Consider the following 17,474-nt stretch of genomic DNA (forward strand, 5'->3'; position numbering starts at 1 on the left):
GTCAGTCGATCGTAACGTGTTCTGATTCTTCGTTCAGCGCCAAGTTCGCGGCAATCTCAGCGTTCCGCATCGCGTACTGTGCGGTCTGCTGGAGACTGACGAGTACTTCGCGAATCTGGAGGAGTTTCTGGTTCTCCATCTCCGGCAGGTCGTTGAGGATGTCGCGCTCGCGGTCCTTGATTTCGCGGAACAACTCGCGGCACTCGATAGTCAGGTCGTAGTCACGCTCGACGACGGCACGAACCGCCGTCGTCGTGATTTCGTCGACTTGGTCGGTGAACTCGCGAATTCGTCGCATGGTCCCCTGGTCGACGTCGATGGTGTGGCCTTCGGCCTCGAGGACGATGTTTGCGATGTCTTCGGCGTTGTCCGCGGTGAGTTCGAGATTCTTCGCCACAGAACGGTAGCCGATGAGCGGGAAGCCGGATTCGAGACCGACTGCGCGAGCGAGGTTCGGATTCTGATACGACGTGAAGATGAGGCGAAGGAGGAGGACGAAAATCTTGTTCGCCTGCCGTTCACGGTTGAGTGCGCGCTGTGCGAGGTCAGCGTTGCCGTGGGCGAGTGCTTTGATGGCTTCGCCGCGCATCGTACTGCCCGTATTTTCGAGGCGTTCGAGCAGGTTGTCGAGCGAGAAGTCCTCTGCATCGACCGAACAGCGGATGGCGATACGCTCGGGCGTCTCTTCGATGACGCCGAGTCCCATCAGTTGCGTTTCGGCTTTGTACACCGCGTTGATGTGTTCGGAATCGAGTGCGCCTTCGCTCTTTTCGATGTGGATGACGCGTCGCCCGAGGACGTATTGGGCGACGATGGCGCGTTCGAGCGCCTCTGCGTTGAGGCTGTCCGCACGAATCGTCGCTTTCGCATCTTCCGTACTAACAGATTCAGGGAGAACAGTCAGTGTCCCCTTTCCACTCATCCGAATAGAAACTTCGTCGCCCTTCTGCACGTTGTGTTCGCTTGCCCACTCCGCTGGGAGCGTCATTGCCAGCGTTGAGGGGCCAAGCCGCTGGACTTTCCGGGTTTCCATATGTGACTTACAGCCATCCAATGACCTTAAATCCCACTATATGGCAAGTATATGGGACCACAACTGGGGTATTGTGTAAGGTCAATTGGAGAAGTAGTGCGATGTATTGACGACTGTCAGACAAACTAGCACAGAAGACGCGATTACTCGACTTTCATCATCCGGCGTTCGACCCGCCCAACGCGGACTTTGGTCCACCCACGAAGTTCCTCGTCGAGTTCGGGGTCGTCGGTATCGACTCGCAGGACAGGAATCGTCTCCAGTTTCGACCGAGAGGCGACCACAGACACGTCGCATTTTCGAATCACCTCGGGTGAGAGTTGCGGGTTGCCCCGGCCAAAGACGAATCCCTGCCCGCCGATGGGCGTGACGACGATGACGTTCTTCTCGCCGAGGTGTTCGAGAATCTCTGCTGTCGTCGCGTCGCGGACCAACACCTCGCCGTCGCGGTAGACGTCAACTCCGAGTGGCGACCCCTCAATATCCAATTCGGCTTTCACCGCGCCGACGGTACTGCCCGGCCCGAGAATGTACGTGACGCCCGCACCCGTGCGGATGTCGTCGGCGACGCCTGCGGCCAGTGCTTCGACGGTGCCGCCACTCGTCTGTTTCGACGACTGCAAGTCCTCTGCGACAGGTACCTGTGCGACGGCACGAAGTTCGGGGTGGACAGAACCAGAGCGATACTCGTCCTCGTCGATGTCCATGACCTCTCGTGCCTCCGTGCGTTCGAACGTCGTCGCAATCACGGCGGCATCTTCGGGTGAGACGGCGAACACTGACGAATAAACTTTCACACCCGCCGGGACGCCGAGCATCGGTACGTCGCTCCCTCCGAGTGCCTCAGCAACGTCAGCGGCAGTCCCGTCGCCGCCGACGAACAGAACGAGGTCAGCGTCAGCATCGACGAATGCCTGGACGGCCGCGAGCGTGTCCTTCGCGTCCGTCTCGTCGCCCACGGGTGCGCCGAGTACGTCGGGGTCGAATCCGACCTCGCGGACGAGCGAGGCACCCATCGGGTCGTCCCAGACGAGTACCTCGGTGTCAGGTGCGCGTTTCAATAGGTTGGTGAGCGCGCGTCGCGCGCGCTCGGGCGCACGTGGCTCGGCACCGCGGCGTCGTGCTTCGGCTACCTTCCCGTCTGTCCCCTTGAGTCCGACTCGACCACCCATTCCCGCGATGGGGTTGACGACGACGCCGATTCGCATACTCGCTTTGACTGGTGCGCCGGAGAAAAGCCCCGCGGTCGGTGGTCTCGAATCGCGTCGCCGGAACCTTACTTTTTAAGAACGGGTCGGCGCAACTGTCACGTATGATTCCGTTAGAAACTGCCGAACAAGTGTTTCCAATGTCGGAGACCGCGGCGACTGTCCTGCTCGTTGGCGTGCTGATGACCGCTGGCTGGCTCTGGTATCTCCAGCGATAACTCGCTATTCCTGTTCGTACAATTCGACGCGCTCGGTGAGCCACGCCGCCGCCGCTTCGACCACCGTCTCGTCGCGCCCGGCGAGTTTCACCCGAACGTGGTCACTGGGATAGCTGCCAACCGTCACGTCGAACTCGTCCTGTAGTCGCTCGAATCGTTCGATGAGCGAACTCTCAGGCTCAGACGTGTGGACGAACGCGACGTGTGTCTTCTCTCCTGCGAACTCGTCGACGATGAGTCCGAACATACGCTTCATCTCGCCGGGGACGCCGGGAAGCACGTAGACAGAAGCGATGGCCGCACCGGGTGCGACGCCTTCCTCGTTGGGGAGCATCTTCGACCCTGCTGGGAGGTGGGTCGTCCCTTCGACGAGGTCGCCCGCAGAGTACCCGCCGTGTTCTTCGAGCCACGCGGCGGCCTCGTCGTGCCGTTCGAGCGAGCGTCCGAACGCCGCCGCGACGGCCTCCATCGTCACGTCGTCGTGGGTCGGGCCGAGTCCGCCGGTGACGATGACCGCGTCGTACTCGGCGTGATACTCGTTGACCACGCGAGCGATATCGCCGATTCTGTCGGGGACCGTCGTGACGCGCTCGACGGAGACGCCACGCTCGGTCAACTCCTGACAGAGCCACGTCGCGTTGGTGTTCGTCGTGTCGCCGGAGAGCAGTTCGTCACCGACGGTCACCACGGCAACTTGCATGGTCCTGAGTAGGGAATTGGACAGCAAAAAGGCGTCCGCCCCCGGCGAACGCGTCGGTTAGTTTCTGTCGTCTTTTTCGACGTCGAGACCGAGGTCTTGGCGTCGTTTTCGAAGTTCTTCGATTTGGCGGCGGTAGTAGACGATACCTGCCCCACCGACGAGTATCGAGATTGCTGCGATACCTGCGAAGATGAACAGGTCACGTTGGAGATAGAACTGGACGACGACGGAATCTGTCGTCACGCTCTCCCAGCGGATGTGCAGGTGGTTGTCGATGACCTCGGTTTCGTAGCCACCGGGTCGAACCGCCCCAAAGATGGGGAAGCTAACGCGGCGGTCCGGGGGAAGCACGACCTCGTAGGAGCCTTCGACGAACGTCGGCAGTGAGAATCGCTTCGGCGTCGAGGACGACGTGAAGGCAATCTTCCCATCACGGTTGGCGTCCGCCGGAAGCCCAATCGTGGTAATCCGGTCGTTCTGCGTGACGTTCCCGCCGCGTGCTTTGAGTTCTGAACCGGTCAGCACCGTCCCGTTGGTGTACTGGTATCTGACTGCCTCGACCGGAAGCGGCGTCCGACTGCCGAAGCCATCGAGTCGGTAGAGCGTGACAGACGACTGATTCATCTCGTAGACGGCGCGGAACTGACCGTTCTCTTGAACGGTGATGTGCGCATCCGTGTCGGCGTCCCACGCGTAGGGCTCGTCTGGCGCGGCGTCGAGTTGGTCGTTAGGAACGGTCGATGTGCCGCCGAGACAGCCAGCGGTCACCAGGAGGAGGGCGAGTGCGACACATCCAGCGAGGAGTCGTCGGTTCATCGTCTTACTGGCCGATCACACACTTGAGTTCTGCTGGAACGTACGACCCGATACTAGAGAGAAGACCGGGGCCGTCGGTTTCCTCGCGGCAGATGACGCTCTGTTCGAGCAGCCCGAGGCGCTCGACGGTGACGATATCGTGTGCGTGACCCGCGCGGTTGACCGTCGCGCGAACTTCGCCGCGAGTGGCGCTGTTGATGTTGACGCGGTCGGTACCGCGCGTCCAATCGTAGAGTCTGTCACGCTCTTCGTCGGCGAGTCGAGACGAGTGGTCTTCGCCGTAGACGAAGCGAAGCGGCATGTGCTGGACCAGTCCGTAGCGGTCGCGAATCTGGCTCGGCGTCCCTTGACCCAAGCCGAGGTTTTCGGTGCTGACGCGAATGTTCTTGCCCGCATCGAGGATGAACCCGTCTTCGTCCCACGATTCGAGCGTGCCGACGTACGTTTCGCCTTCCGAGAAGTGCGGCGTCACCGCCCCCCACTCGTCGCGGAGAACGTTCCGGGCGACGACTTCGTCGTCACCGGAAATCGTCACCGAGATGAAGTCGTCGTCGCGGACACCGATGTCGTATTCGACTTCGAGGTCGCCGATGTCGTTCGCGATGAGCGACTGGAGGCTATCGAGTGCGCGTGTCTGTGCTTCGCCGCTGATGTAACATTTCGTTGCGAGAACGACCATCTATGGGTTAGACCCTGTAACTTCGACGTTGAGTTCGTCTCGGAGTTCGTCGATTCTCGTCTCCATCGCGGTGACGAGGTCGGTGTTATCCATCGGTTCGAGCGGTGCGCCCGTCTCGGGACACTGGAAACCCAGTTCCATCGCTTCGGCGAATTCGAAGCGGATGCCCGCGGGTTCGGAGAGATAGAATTCGTGATTCCGCTCGTAATCGACGCGCTCTTCGAGTGCTTCTAACAGGCGATACATCTCCTCTTCGAGGTTCTCTGGGATGTTCTCGTAGTGGAACGTCCACAGGTAGGTGAGCCATCCCGAATCTTCGTCGCGGACGCGACGGTAGGATGCGAGGTCGTTTTCATAGAGGATAAACAGTGCTCGGCGAACGTCGTTGAGTTCGAGACCGAGTTTTTCGGCGAGTTCCTCGTCAGTAACCTCTCCGTCCGGCGGTGCCGCGGCGACCGGCATCCCCGTCGGCCCAACCAACTCGTGGAGGTATTTTTGAATGACAGGGTCGTTCAGCAACTCCTCAAAAGCCATATTGGATACATCCGCCGGACAGTCGTTTCAAAGTTCCGGATGCGCCCCCGGAGATTTGCCCTATTCTTCGTCAGCAGGGACGACTTTCTTCCCTGTTGCCATGGGAATCACCGTACTTTCGGCGTCCTCCCACTCACGGTCGAGTTCGCGGCCATCGAACAGGCGGTCCAAGAAGACGGCGAGCCCTGCGACTTCGGAGTGCGGTTGGTTGGTCACACCGACGTTCCAGTCCGCTTCGTCGTACACTTCGAAGGGGACTTTCTCGCCACCGACGACGACGAGTAACGGTTCGTCGGCTTGTGCGTCGCGGATGTCTTTCTCGACATCTTGCACGCGCTCTCCGTACATCGTCAGGTGGACGACACTTCCCTCCCAGTTGCGAATCACTGCGTTGAGTGAGTCGGTCAGTTCGACGGTGAATGGCCCGCCGAAGCGGCCAGTGATATCTTCGACCGTCTCCAGCGAGTGGCCAGCGTTGTCGGGGAAGATGACTCGGTCTGCGCCGAGTGCGCGGGCCGTCAAGCCGACGTGGGTCGTCATGCGGTCGTCTCGTCCCGGTCTGTGGCCGTACCGGAGGACGGCGACCTCGGGTTCGCCTTGCATGCGTGTACGAAAACGGCGGGGGAAAGTGGTGCTTTCGGAACGCGCTCGCCACTGTGTCGATGCTTATGCTGAGTGAGAGACAACACAGTGGCATGCCTGACAGACCTGAGATTGGAGCCGGAGTCTCACAGGTGGACCTCTCGAATCGAATCGCGCTCGTCACTGGTTCGACTTCCGGCGTGGGCCGCGAGGCCGCCCTCGCACTCGGCCGACTCGGGGCAACAGTCTTTGTCCACGGTCGCGACCGCGACGCTGGTCGCACAGTCGCCGCGGCAATCGACGATGCAGGGAGTGAGGCAGTCTTCTTCCGCTCCGACCTCGCCGAACAGGCGACAGTCCACGCCCTCGCCGACGAGATTCGAAGTCGGACCGGCCGTCTCGACATTCTCGTTAACAACGCGGGCGCTCACTTCTCGGAGGGGTCGCTGACCGACGACGGCGTGGAGCGAACGTTCGCCGTCAACCACCTCGCACCGTTCGTCCTCACACACGACCTCCTCGACCTCGTGCCCAACGATGGCCGGGTCGTCACCGTCTCTTCAGAGGTTCATCGCCGCGCAGGGCGTGACTTCGACGTGACCGAACTCTCGAACTACGACGGACTCGACGCCTACGCGCGGTCCAAACTGGCGAACGTCCTCTTTACGGTCGAACTCGCCCGTCGTCTCGACGGCCCGACGGCGAACTGTTGTCACCCCGGCTTCGTCCCGTCGAGTGCGCTGTGGCGCGATGCATCTCTCCCGGTTCGTGCGGGCGTTGGCTTGCTCTCTCGGCTCCCGGCGTTCCTCTCCGGTGGCTTCATCGACACCTCCGCGACGGCCGCCGAGACGCTCGTCTATCTCGCCGCGTCCCCAGAGGTTGCGGACGTATCTGGTCGCTACTTCTCTGACTGTGCGCTGAAGACGCCCGCATCGAACGCGACCGACGAGCAACTGGTCGAACACGTGTGGACGCTCAGCGAGGAGTTAACCGGCCTGTCGTGGCCCGACGAAACGAGTCACGCAGAGGCGACTGGTAGCTAAGCGGAGGGAAACCGACTTATCGCTCGGTGGTGACTGTCGAGGTATGTCGCTTACGCTCTCTGACAAGCGTGTTCTCGTCACTGGTGGTGCTGGATTGGTTGGGTCTCACTTGGCCGCCCGTTTATCGGAGAACAACCACGTCGTCGTCGCGGACGACCTCTCGAAAGGAACCCGCGAGCGCGTCCCCGGCGGCGTCGAATTCGTCCAAGCGGACATGACCGACCCCGACGACGTTGCCGAAGCAATTACCGAAGACCTCGATATCGTCTTCCACTTTGCAGCCTACACGGACACGAACTACCACGACCCTCGCCAACTGTTCGAGGAGAACACCGAGATGACCTACAACGTCCTCGAACGGATGAAGGAAGTCGGCGTGACGAACATCGCCTTCACGTCTTCTTCGACGATTTACGGCGAAGCACCTCGCCCGACGCCCGAAGACTACGCTCCGCTCGAACCCATCAGCATCTACGGCTCTTCGAAACTCGCCGACGAAGGCCTGCTCTCGACGTTCGCTCACTCCTACGATTTCACGGTCTACATGTATCGTTTCGCCAACATCGTCGGACCGAAACAGCGCGGGAACGTCATTCCGGACTTCATCGAGAAACTCCTCGAAGACCCCGACACGCTCGAAATTCTCGGCAACGGTCGCCAAGAGAAGTCCTATCTCCACGTCGAGGACTGTATCGACGCGATGATTCACGTCGTCGAGAACGCCGACCGCGAGTACAACGTCTACAACCTCGGCACGCGGACGACGACCTCCGTGACCACCATCGCAAACATCGTCTCCGACGTGATGGGTCTCGACCCCGAATACGAGTACACCGGCGGTGACCGCGGATGGACCGGCGACGTGCCGAAGATGCGCTTATCTGTGGAGAAATTGAGCGCCCTCGGGTGGGAACCAGAAGGGTCGAGCGACGACGCTGTTCGTCGGGCCGCCGTTGCACTTGTCGAAGAACTGCGCACCGAGTACGAGTAACAGACGAGTCGCGTTCGGCTACTCTTTTGCAGGAATCACGACCAGCATCGTCTCGGACGCATCGACGTTGCTGGCCGCCAACGACCCGGTGACCTCGTACTCACCAGAGGGCGGCGACGACCACTCGGCTTCGTATGCGGCCGACTCGCCGGGCGCGAGTGTCTCACTTCCGAGTGCCATTGCGAACATCTGCCCGTCGCTCCAGCGCCACACTTCCGTCCCCTCGTCGCCGACGGCAACGAACTCCGCGCGCTGGCCGTCCGCGAACGAGAGGTTAATCGGGGTCTGTCCTGCATTCTCGACCGTCAGCGTCAGCGACACGCCGTCGGCTATCGGGGCGACAGTCAACGTAGTATCGAGCGAGTTACCCATACGACTGCGTGTGGGGGCCACGAAAAAGAAATTACAGGTCGCCGCCGAGATTCGAAGTCAGTTGTCGCTCGAATCGTAGCCGAGGGCGGCGGCCGTATCGAGCAGTCCGCTGCCCTGTTCGTTCGACGCAAGACCGATATCCTCTGCGGTGGCCTTGAGTTGTGAGCGGGCTTCGCTGTTGGTGTAGCCGTTGGCCATCAACTGCCCGGCAGCGCCAGCGACGTGGGGCGTCGCCATCGACGTCCCCGAGAAGGTGTCGTAGCCACCGGGAACCGTGGAGTAGATGTCCGTCCCGGGTGCGATAATCTCGACTTCGGGCCCTGTCGAGGAGAACCCAGACAGCGAGTCGTCGCTCGCCGAGGAAGCCACCGCCATACACTCGCTGTACGCGGCAGGATAGCCTACACAATCCGTACACGGTCCGGAGTTACCCGCCGCGGCGACGAGGAAGACGCCGCGGTCGTCGGCGTACGTGCAGGCATCCTTCACCGTCTGAGACCCAGAGGAGGCTCCGAGGCTCATCGACGCCACGTCCCAGCCCTGGTCGGCGGTGTACTCGATTCCGGCGGCGATGTCAGAGAAGCTCCCCGACCCGCGCTTGTCGAGTACTTTCACCGCGTGCAGTGTCGCCTCGGTCGAGACGCCTTTGACGCCTTGGTTGTTGTCGTCGGCGTTGGCGATACCCGCGCAGTGGGTGCCGTGGTCGTTGTCGTCGTCCCACGACTCCGCAAATTTCCCTCTCGAGGAGACGAATGCTGTACCTGCGCCGAGGTTCGCCTGCAGGTCCGGGTGGTCCGAGTCGATTCCGGTGTCTAAGATAGCGATATCAGCGCCCGCCCCGGTGTCGCCGTTCGCGTGAGCGACCTCCGAGTCTGTGCGGTCGATACCCCACGTGAGCTGTTGAGCGAGGGCGTGCATCGTTCCGTTCACCTCGACGTAGCGCACGTCGGGGCGCTTGCTTAGCCCTTCAATCGCGTTCTCGTTGACTCGAATCGTCACCGCGTCGAAGTTGAATTCTCGGACGACATCGCTCGCTTCGGCCAGCGCCGCACGTTTACCACTGGTGTCGCTGTAGCCGACGTTGACTTCGACGGTTCCTGGTGCTGCTGAGCCAAGTCCAGCAAGGCCAGTCGTTGCAACGGCCGCGCCAGCCGCTTTCAGTACGTCACGTCGTGTCTTCCTGCCATGGGAGAACATAACAAGCAGCAAAATGTAACAATTAGTTATAGTTCTAATGGCCGGATATTCAATCAAAATGGTAGTTAATTGGTTAAAGATATACTATCGGTAGTTGCAATCCCCGACGAAATGTGCAGGTCGGTTGGGTGAACAGTCGCTGGCCGCCGGGAACGAGGCACCTTTTTACCCCCGATACCTACCGTTTCTCGTGCAAGTCGTCGGGTACGACAGCGGAATGCCAGCACTCTACGTGAGTACGAGCGACGGCATCGACACGGTGTCACTCGAACCCGGCACGGAACTCGAATTCTCACTCGAAAACCGACACTGCGCCGGAACGCTCCACGACGACACCCACATCTCGTGTTCGAACGAGCGCGCGCCGTACTGCTTCGACCACCAATCCACGTGGGTGTGTGCGAAGTGTACCGGCACCTGTCTCAAAGACGAGATGGACTGCTACGAGGACCACGCGGTCTATCTGGCGGCGTTCGCCCCCGACGTGTTCAAAGTCGGCGTCACTCGGCTCTGGCGACTCGAAACCCGCCTCCGAGAGCAGGGTGCCGACCGCGCGGCACACATCCGAACCATGTCTGATGGCCGCGTCGCCCGCGAGTACGAAGCCGAAATCGCTCAGACACTCGTTGACCGCGTGCGCGTGCCGACGAAAATCGATGGCTTCGGCCGCGATGTCGATGCGGAGCGATGGGACGAACTCTGCGACGAGTTCGACCCTCTCGAGACGTTCGAGTTCGACTACGGATTCGAACTGAGTGATGCCCCGCTCGCCGAGACCATTGCGACGGGGACGATTCGCGGCATCAAAGGCCGCGTACTCGTTCTCGACAACGCTGGGACGACGTATGCAGTGGATATGCGGAACCTCGTCGGCTACGAGCTGGAAGAAGGCGGAACAGATAGGGAGTTGCAGTCCAGTTTGGGCGCATTTTCGTGACTGTCCTCGCGTGATATCATCCATCACTGAGCAGCGGTGCTATCTCACTGCCGGTCCTCTGTTCTGTCGGGGATTGAGATGGAAGAGCTGACAGTCACGACGCAATCCGAACTGGATAGGCCTGACGAGGGTTCCGATGTATCACGGCAAGTCGTCTTCGAAACCGAGGAGACCATCGTGGTTCAGTCGCGGGTCGCCGGAGGGGTCACGACTGGGTGGCATCACAATGGCGACCGCCACGTGTACGGATACGTCGTAACCGGCCACGCGACGTTGGAGTACGGGCCAGCAGGCGAAAAATCGGTTTTTCTCGATTCGGGGGACTTCGTGTACGTACCGCCGCACACGATTCGCCGAGTCGTGAACGTGTCCAACGAAGATTTTGTAATCGTCATCAGTTTCGTCGGTTCCGGACCGCCTGCCGTTTCCGTCGATGGACCGCAGTCAGATGCCGAGTAGCCGGACTGCGCTCGTGCAAGTATCCGTTCTATTCTGACCTCTCCGGACCGTCAGCACTTTCCCGATGGACAGTCAACTGCGGCGCATGGCAGAAGACGAATCCGCAGACGACACGACGCCAGCAGAAGAATCGGGCGAAGAGGAGAAGTCGTTCCGCGAGCGCGTCGAAGAGATTCGTAAGCGCCGCGAAGAAGAGCGAGAGAACGGCGAGCGACCAAGCCCCGAAGAGATGATGGGCGGCGGTCCGGGCGGAATGGGTGGCGGCCCCGGCGGCATGGGCGGCGGCGGCAACCCCTTCGCACAGATGATGAGCGGCATGATGGGCGGCGGCGGCATGGGCGGCCCCGGTGCTGCACAGCGTGACCCAAGTCAGGGTGGCGACGACAACGAGCGCGTCGTGCGCGAGCTCCGCCAACTCCGCGACGAAGTGCGTGACGTGAACCGCGAACTCCGCCGTATCGCCGACGCACTCGAAGACCGCGACTAAAACACACTTCTACCGTTTTCCAACTCGGTCGTAGAGCGTCGCCAGCTGGTCGACCGAGTGTTCGACGCTGACCTCTTCACGTCGGGCGAGACACTCCTGTCGCAGGTCTTCGTAGCCATCGAGCGCGTGGAGAATCCCGTCTCTAAACCCGTCTAAGTCGCCTGATTCGTAGTGATAGCCGGTGACGCCATCGACGACCGTATCTTCGAGTGCGCCCTCGTTGACGCCGACGACTGGTGTCCCACAGGCGTTGGCTTCGAGCGCGACGAGACCCTGCGTTTCGACAGGGCTCGGGAAGGCGAAGACGTCGAGCGCGGAGTAGAACGCGGGCAGTTCTTCGCGGTCGAGAAAGCCCAAGAAGCGAGCGTCTACGTCGAGGTCTGCGGCGAGTGCTTCGAGGTCGTCGCGGGCGGGACCGTCGCCGCCGAGGACGAGCGTCACATCGAGGTCGGCCGCAGCACGGAGGAGTTCGGAGAGGTTCTTCTCGTAGCCGTGGCGACCGGTGTAGCCGACGACTGGGCCGTCTCCGAGGCCGTACTTCTGTCTGAACTCGTCGCCGTCGCTCGGGACGAACCGTTCGATGTCGATGCCGTTCGAGAGGACGACGATTGTCGTGCCGACGCCAACATCGTCGCGGAGGCGGCGCTTTGCGTCCTCGCTCGGGACGATAACGGCATCAGTGCGGTCGAAGAACCAGCGTTCGTACCGCTCTGAGACGTTTTCGACGCGGCGTTCGACTGCGCCAACTGAGGTGAGGTACTCGGCGTACTCGCTCGTCGGCGTGTGGTAGGTCGCAACGAGCGGAATCTCGGCGCGGCGCGCGAGTCGAAGCCCGGCCAGACCCATCCCGAACGGGGTGTGTGCGTGGACGATGTCTGCCTGTTCGACCGGTTCGGGGATTCGCGGGAGGCCCATTCGGAAGCCCTCGTAGAACGGGAATGGGAGGCTTCTAACGGGGTATTCCCCCGGTTCGGGTTCGTAGGCATCGTCACCCGGGAAGACGACATCCATGCGGCCGCCGCGGCGTTGCCACCGGTCGCGCCACGTCTGAATCGTGTACGTGACGCCGTTGACGGTGGGCAGGTACGTGTCCGTGAACGCGGCGACCGTCTGCATGGCACTCTCTGCGCAGTGGAAGGGATAAACGGTTGTGACTTTCCGCTGTCGTGTTGTGTGATATCGACTATCGGTCGAGTCGTCCAGAGAGGACGTCTTCGTACGTTTCGACTAATCGCTCGCCCACACGGTCTAAGCTGTGTTCTGCGGCGGTCTCTTTGGCGTTCTCACCGAGTCGCTCTCGGAGTTCGGGGTCACGAGCGAGTAAGTCGAGCGCTCTGCGGAACTCCTCTTTGGTCGAACACTTCAGACAGTCGTGGCCGTGGGTGTAGAACTCCTCGAAGACGGGGATGTCGCGGAGGATGACGGCCTTGCCGCACGCCATCGCTTCGAGGACGGCGATACCCTGATTCTCGTTTTTCGTCGCAAAGAGGTACACGTCGCCCGCGCCGAAGGCACCGCGAATGTCGTCTATCCACCCGGTGAAAGTGACGTTCTCTGGGTGGTTTTCGACCCAGTAATTCACCTTCTTCGAGGCGTGGGGGCCGGTGTCGTAGGGACCGAACCACGCGAAGTCGTAGTCGGTCTCTTGGGCGAGTTCGCAGAACATCGTGAGGCCCTTTCGCTCGAAGACGTTGCCGACGGTGAAGACAGTCATCTCGGTCAGGTCGTATCGCTCTCGGTACTCATCTCGGAAGTCTTCGAAGCCTTCCAGCGCCGCCGCATCGACACCGTTCGAGATGGGACGAATCGGCGCATCGACGGGATAGGATTCGAGCGTTCGCTTGGTGTACTCCGAAGGACACAGAACCACGTCCGCTTGCGAATAGAACCACTTGAGATATTTACCGAGTACGGGTGCGACTGCGGTCGAACCACGGAAACTCTCGGCGAAGTCCTCGCGCGTCACGTGTGCGTGAAGCACGAGTGGGATGTCGTTCCGCTTGGCGTGGCGTGCGACGGCGACCGACCCGGGGCCGATGAGGTTGCAGTGAGCAACGTCATAGTCGGCGAAGAAGCCGTCACCGCCTGCCACGCGAGACACAGCGGAACCGGGTGATTCGGGCCACGGCGACGTGACGACGTCCACGTCGGTCGTTTCGAGTGCCGCGCGCTGTTGGTCGGTCGCAGTCCCGATACCGCTGCGGTCGAGTTGGGAAGCCAACTCGAGATAGTTCAAGACGCGCACGCTCGGCGATACTTGTGCGGGTGATTTGACGTTACCGGGTTGGATTCTGGGGAAAGTTCGGAATACATTTGTTGTAACCGTACTCCCGAAGCAGTATGGGCATCGCGGAGGAACGTATCACTCGACTACATCAGCTCGCACACGAAGCGACTGCTGAGGGTGATTTCGACTTGGCTCGCGAGTACGTGCGCCTCGCCCGCCGCGTCGCCGAGCGAAATCGTTGTGGACTGCCGAAGGCGTTCCGTCGGTTCATCTGCGACGAGTGCGATGCGTACCTCCGCCCCGGTGTCAACGCCCGCTTCCGGACACAATCGGGTGGGCACGTCGTCGTTCGTTGCGACTGCGGGGCGACGAAACGCTATCCGTACTGATTCTGCGGGACGAGTCACGGTGACACGCACCTTTCCGCGGCCGAAGGCTTAGTATTCAAGGGGCACGGGACATAGTGTTAGCTACACATGAATACGCAGGACCTTCGAAAAGAGGCGCACGACCTCGACGTAACCGTCTGGGTTGGCAAAAGTGGCATCGAGGCAGTCGTCGGTGAATTGAACGACCAACTCGCTGAGCGAAATCTCGTCAAAGCGAAATTCCTTCGTGCCGCACTCGGTGGAACGACCGTCGACGAATCCGCAGCGGACCTCGCAGAGCGAGTGAACGCAGAACTGATAGAAACACGCGGGAAAACGGCGGTCTTCCACCGATAAGCACCATGCTCCCACTGCAAATACTTCAGGGAGATGGCGGCCCTGTCGGCCAGTTCCTCGCGAACCAAGGGATTCCGTACTCGGGGGCGCTCGGTGCGATTCTCGGCTTTGCACTCGGCTTCGCCGTCGTCTACCTCGTCGGCAAGGCTGTCGTCTCGTCAGTCCTGAGTCGCTGGCTCGACCGGCGCGGGGCAGACGAACACGCGAAGAAGCCGCTGATGAAGATTTCGTCGCTCGTGATGGCCTTTATCGCGCTCGCGGCTGGATTCCGGTTCGCCGGATTCCCGAGCATCCTTCAGTCGCTCGCAACGATCGGCGCGGCCGCGACGCTCGCAATCGGCTTTGCGATGCAGGATGTCATCGCTAACTTCGTCGCTGGCATCTTCATCTTCACCGACCGACCGTTCCGCATCAACGACTGGATCGAGTGGGACGGCAATTCGGGAGTCGTCGAAGACATCTCCTTCCGCGTGACGCGCGTTCGGACGTTCGACAACGAACTACTCACGGTTCCGAACTCGCAACTCACCGACGGCGTCATCAAGAACCCCGTCGCGAAGGACAAACTCCGACTGCAGGTGCCGTTCGGCATCGGTTACGACGACGACATCAACGCCGCGACCGACATCATCCTCGAAGAGGCACGCGCCCACGAGGGTATCATGTCGGACCCCGAGCCATCGGTCCGACTCACCGAACTCGGCGACTCATCGGTCGTCCTCAAGTCGCGCATCTGGATTTCGCAACCCAGTCGCGCCGACTTCGTGAAGACGCGTGGCGAGTACGTCACGGCCGTCAAAGAACGATTCGACAACGAGGGAATCGACTTCCCGTACCCGAACCGCACGCTCAGCGGCGAGCTGACGGTTGCCGGGATGGGCCGACTCACACAGTCGAACGACTGAAAACCGACCTGTCGATGCGTGGGTCTTCCACGCCCGTTTTCTTATAACTCGATACGCTCGACCAACTGGTCTTCCGAGCGCGTGTTGACCGCGACGATTCGAACGTAGTCTTCGAGGCCAGAACCGTCGAGCTTCGCCTTCAGGAGGTTGTCAACCTGATAGACACCCGCCGCGTTCACCATCTCGATTTCGACGAGGACGGGCGACTGTTCGCCGGGCTTGAGCGCGACGTTGCTAATCGCTCGACTGGAGAGCGTGTTGATACCGCGGCCACCTTTTTCGTAGGGGATGCGCGAACGACCGCGTTCCATGTCGAGGGCGTCGGCGACGCGGATGACGCCCGCTTCGAGCGTGAGGGGGTCTTCTTCGCGGTGGTGGGTGAGAATCGCGTGGAGGACTTCGGCTTTCATGCGGACCGTGTCCGCGATGTCGTAGAACTGCGGGAGGAAGCGATCCAACACGTCTGCGGCGAGTGGAATCGAATAGTAGGCGTGGTTGTCGCGGTGGACGATGTGGCCGATATCGTGGAGTTGTGCGGCGAGGGCGATGATGACGGCTTCGTCTTCTTCATCGAGTCCCTGGTCGCGCGCGCCGTTGAACACGCACCCACCGGCTTTGAGCAGGTCGTAGAGGCGGAGGGCACGATTGCGCACGATTTCGATGTGCTTGGGGCCGTGGTCGTTGTACCCCTTTCGTGCGACTGCGTTGACGTTCTGGGCTTCGAGCAGGGCGGTTATCTCTTCGTCTTCGAGGAGGACGGGGAGGATTTCGTTGAGCTTCTCGTCCGGGAAACTGTGGTCTGCATTCGGGTCGTAGACGCGACCACCGTTGATTGTATCTTCAGATTTGCTCATCAGGCTACAGTCGCAGTACGAGGAAAAAAGGACTGGGGCTAGCAAGTCGCCCCTGTCAGGCGATACCGTGTCTTAGGATGCCTGCTGTGTCGCCTGCTTGACTGCTTCGTAGTCGGGTTCGACGCCGGGGTCGTCGCTAACCCACGAGTAGGTGACTTCGCCGTCGGCATCGACGACGAAGACCGCACGCTTTGCGACCCCGTAGACGCCGAGGTCTGCGAAATCCATCTCTACGTCGTAGGCATCGATGAGGTTGCGGTTGGTGTCGCTGATGAGTTCGAAGTTCAGGTTGTGCTTCGTGGCGAACTCACTGAGCGTAAACGGCGTGTCGATGCTGACGCCGAGAACTGTCGAACCGATATCCTCGAAGTTCGAAATCTGGTCGCGGAAGGTACACATCTCGGTGGTACACGTGCCGGTGAAAGCAGCAGGGAAGAACGCGAGGACGATTGGAGCGTCATCGAGGTTCTGCGAGAGGGTGAACGACTCGATGTCGCCGTCGATATCTGTTTTCGGTGCCGTGAAATCGGGTGCGTCATCGCCGATGGATACCATACACGGTAATCCTTTGGTCAGGAAGGTATACCTTCATCGAAAGCGGTACAAATCGGAGCCAGCGAGCAAAAAGCCTATAATTGCCACTGGGTAACGCAGAAATAGCGATGTTCGAGACCATTACCCCCCTGTTCCCGGGTCTCCCGGGCGGGCCGGAGCTGCTCATCGTCCTCCTCGTACTCGTACTGCTGTTCGGGGCGAACAAGATTCCGAAGCTTGCACGGTCGACCGGGCAAGCAATGGGCGAGTTCCGACGTGGACGCGAAGAAATCGAAGATGAACTGAAGCAGATGGATGACGGCGACGACGAAGAGGAAACCAGCGAGGCTTCCACCGAGTCCGCCACGGCGAAAGAGCAGTAACCGCAGCTCCTCTTCCTGTTTCCACGGCCCCCACAGGGGTCGAATCACGCGATTTTTATCACCCTCAGAGACAATTCTCTGTGGGGCGTGTGGCCTAGTGGATAGGGCGAGAGGTTCCTAACCTCTCGATCGCGGGTTCGAATCCCGCCATGCCCGTTTTTCGGCGAACACCAGTGAGCCGTAAAAACGGCTCCGCAGGATTCGCACCCCTACGAGGCGAGCGTAGCGAGTCTCGTCTTGGTTCGAATCCCGTCACGCCCGCTTCACTCACTTCGTTCGTTCAGCGAGCGTTCCTGACTCCCACTCGGCGAGCCTCGCGGGAGTCCCGTCACGTCCGTCACCTTCTGCGAACGACAGTAAGCAGTAGTGACGAACCGGGCGCGACTTGCAGTGGGTGGCTCAACCGGTACCACCTGCTGGTGAGACCCCTTCACAGTAATGGTGCTTAGATAACGAGCGCGAATTGAGGCGAAAGAAATGCCGTTTTACCCCCCCATAAATGCCTGATTTAAACAAGGACTTGGTAGAAAATCCGTACTAAGACCCATGATAAAGGTGTATAAAAACACTACTTAAAACAGTCATTAAAG

Annotated in this window: 22 protein-coding genes and 1 tRNA gene; 10 read left to right on the top strand and 13 right to left on the bottom strand. The window is 60.6% G+C overall.

Annotated elements, in window-relative coordinates:
• Position 1: 1 nt before the first annotated feature.
• The 7 genes from ACK509_RS03005 to ACK509_RS03035 form a co-directional block, all read right to left on the bottom strand.
• Positions 2-1,033 carry a PhoU domain-containing protein gene (locus ACK509_RS03005; protein WP_410765015.1) on the bottom strand — a complete coding sequence of 344 codons (1,032 nt, stop codon included), beginning with the start codon at positions 1,031-1,033 and terminating at the stop codon, positions 2-4.
• A 143-nt stretch (positions 1,034-1,176) separates the two neighbouring features.
• Positions 1,177-2,241 carry an ATP-NAD kinase family protein gene (locus tag ACK509_RS03010; RefSeq protein WP_410765016.1) on the bottom strand — a complete coding sequence of 355 codons (1,065 nt, stop codon included), beginning with the start codon at positions 2,239-2,241 and terminating at the stop codon, positions 1,177-1,179.
• Positions 2,242-2,463: 222 nt separating this feature from the next.
• Positions 2,464-3,159: a competence/damage-inducible protein A gene (locus ACK509_RS03015; protein WP_410765017.1), complete on the bottom strand. Its 696-nt coding sequence runs from the start codon at positions 3,157-3,159 to the stop codon at positions 2,464-2,466.
• A gap of 57 nt (positions 3,160-3,216) precedes the next feature.
• Positions 3,217-3,975, bottom strand: coding sequence for a DUF5803 family protein (locus ACK509_RS03020; protein ID WP_410765018.1), 759 nt, complete (start codon positions 3,973-3,975; stop codon positions 3,217-3,219).
• Between the two features lie 4 nt (positions 3,976-3,979).
• Positions 3,980-4,654 (bottom strand): DUF2110 family protein, encoded by a 675-nt coding sequence (locus ACK509_RS03025; RefSeq protein WP_410765019.1) that lies wholly within the window; start codon positions 4,652-4,654, stop codon positions 3,980-3,982.
• A complete protein-coding gene (locus ACK509_RS03030) occupies positions 4,655-5,188 on the bottom strand; it encodes a transcription factor (RefSeq protein ID WP_410765020.1) in 534 nt (177 codons plus the stop codon).
• A 60-nt stretch (positions 5,189-5,248) separates the two neighbouring features.
• A complete protein-coding gene (locus ACK509_RS03035) occupies positions 5,249-5,791 on the bottom strand; it encodes a tRNA (cytidine(56)-2'-O)-methyltransferase (protein ID WP_410765021.1) in 543 nt (180 codons plus the stop codon).
• 92 nt (positions 5,792-5,883) lie between these two features.
• On the opposite strand from ACK509_RS03035, the gene ACK509_RS03040 reads away from it, so the two are divergent.
• Positions 5,884-6,813, top strand: a complete 930-nt coding sequence (locus ACK509_RS03040) for an SDR family oxidoreductase (RefSeq protein WP_410765022.1) — start codon at positions 5,884-5,886, stop codon at positions 6,811-6,813.
• A 43-nt stretch (positions 6,814-6,856) separates the two neighbouring features.
• Positions 6,857-7,804: an NAD-dependent epimerase/dehydratase family protein gene (locus ACK509_RS03045; protein WP_410765023.1), complete on the top strand. Its 948-nt coding sequence runs from the start codon at positions 6,857-6,859 to the stop codon at positions 7,802-7,804.
• 18 nt (positions 7,805-7,822) lie between these two features.
• On the opposite strand, the gene ACK509_RS03050 is transcribed toward ACK509_RS03045, so the two are convergent.
• Together ACK509_RS03050 and ACK509_RS03055 are read right to left on the bottom strand one after the other, a co-directional pair.
• Positions 7,823-8,176: a BsuPI-related putative proteinase inhibitor gene (locus ACK509_RS03050; protein ID WP_410765024.1), complete on the bottom strand. Its 354-nt coding sequence runs from the start codon at positions 8,174-8,176 to the stop codon at positions 7,823-7,825.
• Between the two features lie 57 nt (positions 8,177-8,233).
• A complete protein-coding gene (locus ACK509_RS03055; RefSeq protein WP_410765025.1) occupies positions 8,234-9,373 on the bottom strand; it encodes a S8 family peptidase in 1,140 nt (379 codons plus the stop codon).
• A gap of 190 nt (positions 9,374-9,563) precedes the next feature.
• Here ACK509_RS03055 and ACK509_RS03060 point away from each other — a divergent pair, with 190 nt between their 5' ends.
• From ACK509_RS03060 to ACK509_RS03070, 3 genes are all read left to right on the top strand, one after another.
• Positions 9,564-10,310, top strand: a complete 747-nt coding sequence (locus ACK509_RS03060; RefSeq protein ID WP_410765026.1) for a DUF2797 domain-containing protein — start codon at positions 9,564-9,566, stop codon at positions 10,308-10,310.
• Between the two features lie 78 nt (positions 10,311-10,388).
• On the top strand, positions 10,389-10,769 hold the full coding sequence (locus tag ACK509_RS03065; RefSeq protein WP_410765027.1) for a cupin domain-containing protein: 381 nt from the start codon (positions 10,389-10,391) through the stop codon (positions 10,767-10,769).
• Positions 10,770-10,854: 85 nt separating this feature from the next.
• Positions 10,855-11,256 carry a hypothetical protein gene (locus tag ACK509_RS03070; protein ID WP_410765028.1) on the top strand — a complete coding sequence of 134 codons (402 nt, stop codon included), beginning with the start codon at positions 10,855-10,857 and terminating at the stop codon, positions 11,254-11,256.
• 9 nt (positions 11,257-11,265) lie between these two features.
• Here ACK509_RS03070 and ACK509_RS03075 read toward each other — a convergent pair whose 3' ends face one another.
• Both ACK509_RS03075 and ACK509_RS03080 read right to left on the bottom strand, forming a co-directional pair.
• A complete protein-coding gene (locus tag ACK509_RS03075; protein WP_410765029.1) occupies positions 11,266-12,372 on the bottom strand; it encodes a glycosyltransferase family 4 protein in 1,107 nt (368 codons plus the stop codon).
• A 67-nt stretch (positions 12,373-12,439) separates the two neighbouring features.
• The gene (locus tag ACK509_RS03080; RefSeq protein ID WP_410765030.1) at positions 12,440-13,501 is read right to left on the bottom strand and encodes a glycosyltransferase family 4 protein; all 1,062 of its coding nucleotides are present in this window, start codon (positions 13,499-13,501) and stop codon (positions 12,440-12,442) included.
• A gap of 95 nt (positions 13,502-13,596) precedes the next feature.
• On the opposite strand from ACK509_RS03080, the gene ACK509_RS03085 reads away from it, so the two are divergent.
• The 3 genes from ACK509_RS03085 (at position 13,597) to ACK509_RS03095 (ending at position 15,113) form a co-directional block, all read left to right on the top strand.
• The gene (locus tag ACK509_RS03085; protein WP_410765031.1) at positions 13,597-13,872 is read left to right on the top strand and encodes a ribonuclease P protein component 4; all 276 of its coding nucleotides are present in this window, start codon (positions 13,597-13,599) and stop codon (positions 13,870-13,872) included.
• Between the two features lie 87 nt (positions 13,873-13,959).
• Positions 13,960-14,208, top strand: coding sequence for a YhbY family RNA-binding protein (locus tag ACK509_RS03090; protein WP_410765032.1), 249 nt, complete (start codon positions 13,960-13,962; stop codon positions 14,206-14,208).
• A 5-nt stretch (positions 14,209-14,213) separates the two neighbouring features.
• Positions 14,214-15,113: a mechanosensitive ion channel family protein gene (locus tag ACK509_RS03095; RefSeq protein WP_410765033.1), complete on the top strand. Its 900-nt coding sequence runs from the start codon at positions 14,214-14,216 to the stop codon at positions 15,111-15,113.
• A gap of 41 nt (positions 15,114-15,154) precedes the next feature.
• On the opposite strand, the gene ACK509_RS03100 is transcribed toward ACK509_RS03095, so the two are convergent.
• Positions 15,155-15,967: an HD domain-containing protein gene (locus ACK509_RS03100; protein ID WP_410765034.1), complete on the bottom strand. Its 813-nt coding sequence runs from the start codon at positions 15,965-15,967 to the stop codon at positions 15,155-15,157.
• A 72-nt stretch (positions 15,968-16,039) separates the two neighbouring features.
• On the bottom strand, positions 16,040-16,522 hold the full coding sequence (locus ACK509_RS03105) for a redoxin domain-containing protein (RefSeq protein ID WP_410765035.1): 483 nt from the start codon (positions 16,520-16,522) through the stop codon (positions 16,040-16,042).
• Between the two features lie 107 nt (positions 16,523-16,629).
• On the opposite strand from ACK509_RS03105, the gene ACK509_RS03110 reads away from it, so the two are divergent.
• Both ACK509_RS03110 and ACK509_RS03115 read left to right on the top strand, forming a co-directional pair.
• Positions 16,630-16,884, top strand: coding sequence for a twin-arginine translocase TatA/TatE family subunit (locus tag ACK509_RS03110; RefSeq protein WP_410765036.1), 255 nt, complete (start codon positions 16,630-16,632; stop codon positions 16,882-16,884).
• 83 nt (positions 16,885-16,967) lie between these two features.
• Positions 16,968-17,040 (top strand) — tRNA-Arg (locus ACK509_RS03115).
• Positions 17,041-17,474 lie beyond the last annotated feature (434 nt).

Origin of the sequence: Haloferax sp. DFSO60 (assembly GCF_046557615.1) — an archaeon.
Taxonomy (GTDB): domain Archaea; phylum Halobacteriota; class Halobacteria; order Halobacteriales; family Haloferacaceae; genus Haloferax.

What these genes read in the sequence shown, in the direction of transcription:
- ACK509_RS03005 (WP_410765015.1), bottom strand. Translation starts at nt 1,033, where the DNA reads ATGGAAACCCGGAAAGTCCAGCGGCTTGGCCCCTCAACGCTGGCAATG.
- ACK509_RS03010 (WP_410765016.1), bottom strand. Translation starts at nt 2,241, where the DNA reads ATGCGAATCGGCGTCGTCGTCAACCCCATCGCGGGAATGGGTGGTCGA.
- ACK509_RS03015 (WP_410765017.1), bottom strand. Translation starts at nt 3,159, where the DNA reads ATGCAAGTTGCCGTGGTGACCGTCGGTGACGAACTGCTCTCCGGCGAC.
- ACK509_RS03020 (WP_410765018.1), bottom strand. Translation starts at nt 3,975, where the DNA reads ATGAACCGACGACTCCTCGCTGGATGTGTCGCACTCGCCCTCCTCCTG.
- ACK509_RS03025 (WP_410765019.1), bottom strand. Translation starts at nt 4,654, where the DNA reads ATGGTCGTTCTCGCAACGAAATGTTACATCAGCGGCGAAGCACAGACA.
- ACK509_RS03030 (WP_410765020.1), bottom strand. Translation starts at nt 5,188, where the DNA reads ATGGCTTTTGAGGAGTTGCTGAACGACCCTGTCATTCAAAAATACCTC.
- ACK509_RS03035 (WP_410765021.1), bottom strand. Translation starts at nt 5,791, where the DNA reads ATGCAAGGCGAACCCGAGGTCGCCGTCCTCCGGTACGGCCACAGACCG.
- ACK509_RS03040 (WP_410765022.1), top strand. Translation starts at nt 5,884, where the DNA reads ATGCCTGACAGACCTGAGATTGGAGCCGGAGTCTCACAGGTGGACCTC.
- ACK509_RS03045 (WP_410765023.1), top strand. Translation starts at nt 6,857, where the DNA reads ATGTCGCTTACGCTCTCTGACAAGCGTGTTCTCGTCACTGGTGGTGCT.
- ACK509_RS03050 (WP_410765024.1), bottom strand. Translation starts at nt 8,176, where the DNA reads ATGGGTAACTCGCTCGATACTACGTTGACTGTCGCCCCGATAGCCGAC.
- ACK509_RS03055 (WP_410765025.1), bottom strand. Translation starts at nt 9,373, where the DNA reads ATGTTCTCCCATGGCAGGAAGACACGACGTGACGTACTGAAAGCGGCT.
- ACK509_RS03065 (WP_410765027.1), top strand. Translation starts at nt 10,389, where the DNA reads ATGGAAGAGCTGACAGTCACGACGCAATCCGAACTGGATAGGCCTGAC.
- ACK509_RS03070 (WP_410765028.1), top strand. Translation starts at nt 10,855, where the DNA reads ATGGCAGAAGACGAATCCGCAGACGACACGACGCCAGCAGAAGAATCG.
- ACK509_RS03075 (WP_410765029.1), bottom strand. Translation starts at nt 12,372, where the DNA reads ATGCAGACGGTCGCCGCGTTCACGGACACGTACCTGCCCACCGTCAAC.
- ACK509_RS03085 (WP_410765031.1), top strand. Translation starts at nt 13,597, where the DNA reads ATGGGCATCGCGGAGGAACGTATCACTCGACTACATCAGCTCGCACAC.
- ACK509_RS03090 (WP_410765032.1), top strand. Translation starts at nt 13,960, where the DNA reads ATGAATACGCAGGACCTTCGAAAAGAGGCGCACGACCTCGACGTAACC.
- ACK509_RS03095 (WP_410765033.1), top strand. Translation starts at nt 14,214, where the DNA reads ATGCTCCCACTGCAAATACTTCAGGGAGATGGCGGCCCTGTCGGCCAG.
- ACK509_RS03100 (WP_410765034.1), bottom strand. Translation starts at nt 15,967, where the DNA reads ATGAGCAAATCTGAAGATACAATCAACGGTGGTCGCGTCTACGACCCG.
- ACK509_RS03105 (WP_410765035.1), bottom strand. Translation starts at nt 16,522, where the DNA reads ATGGTATCCATCGGCGATGACGCACCCGATTTCACGGCACCGAAAACA.
- ACK509_RS03110 (WP_410765036.1), top strand. Translation starts at nt 16,630, where the DNA reads ATGTTCGAGACCATTACCCCCCTGTTCCCGGGTCTCCCGGGCGGGCCG.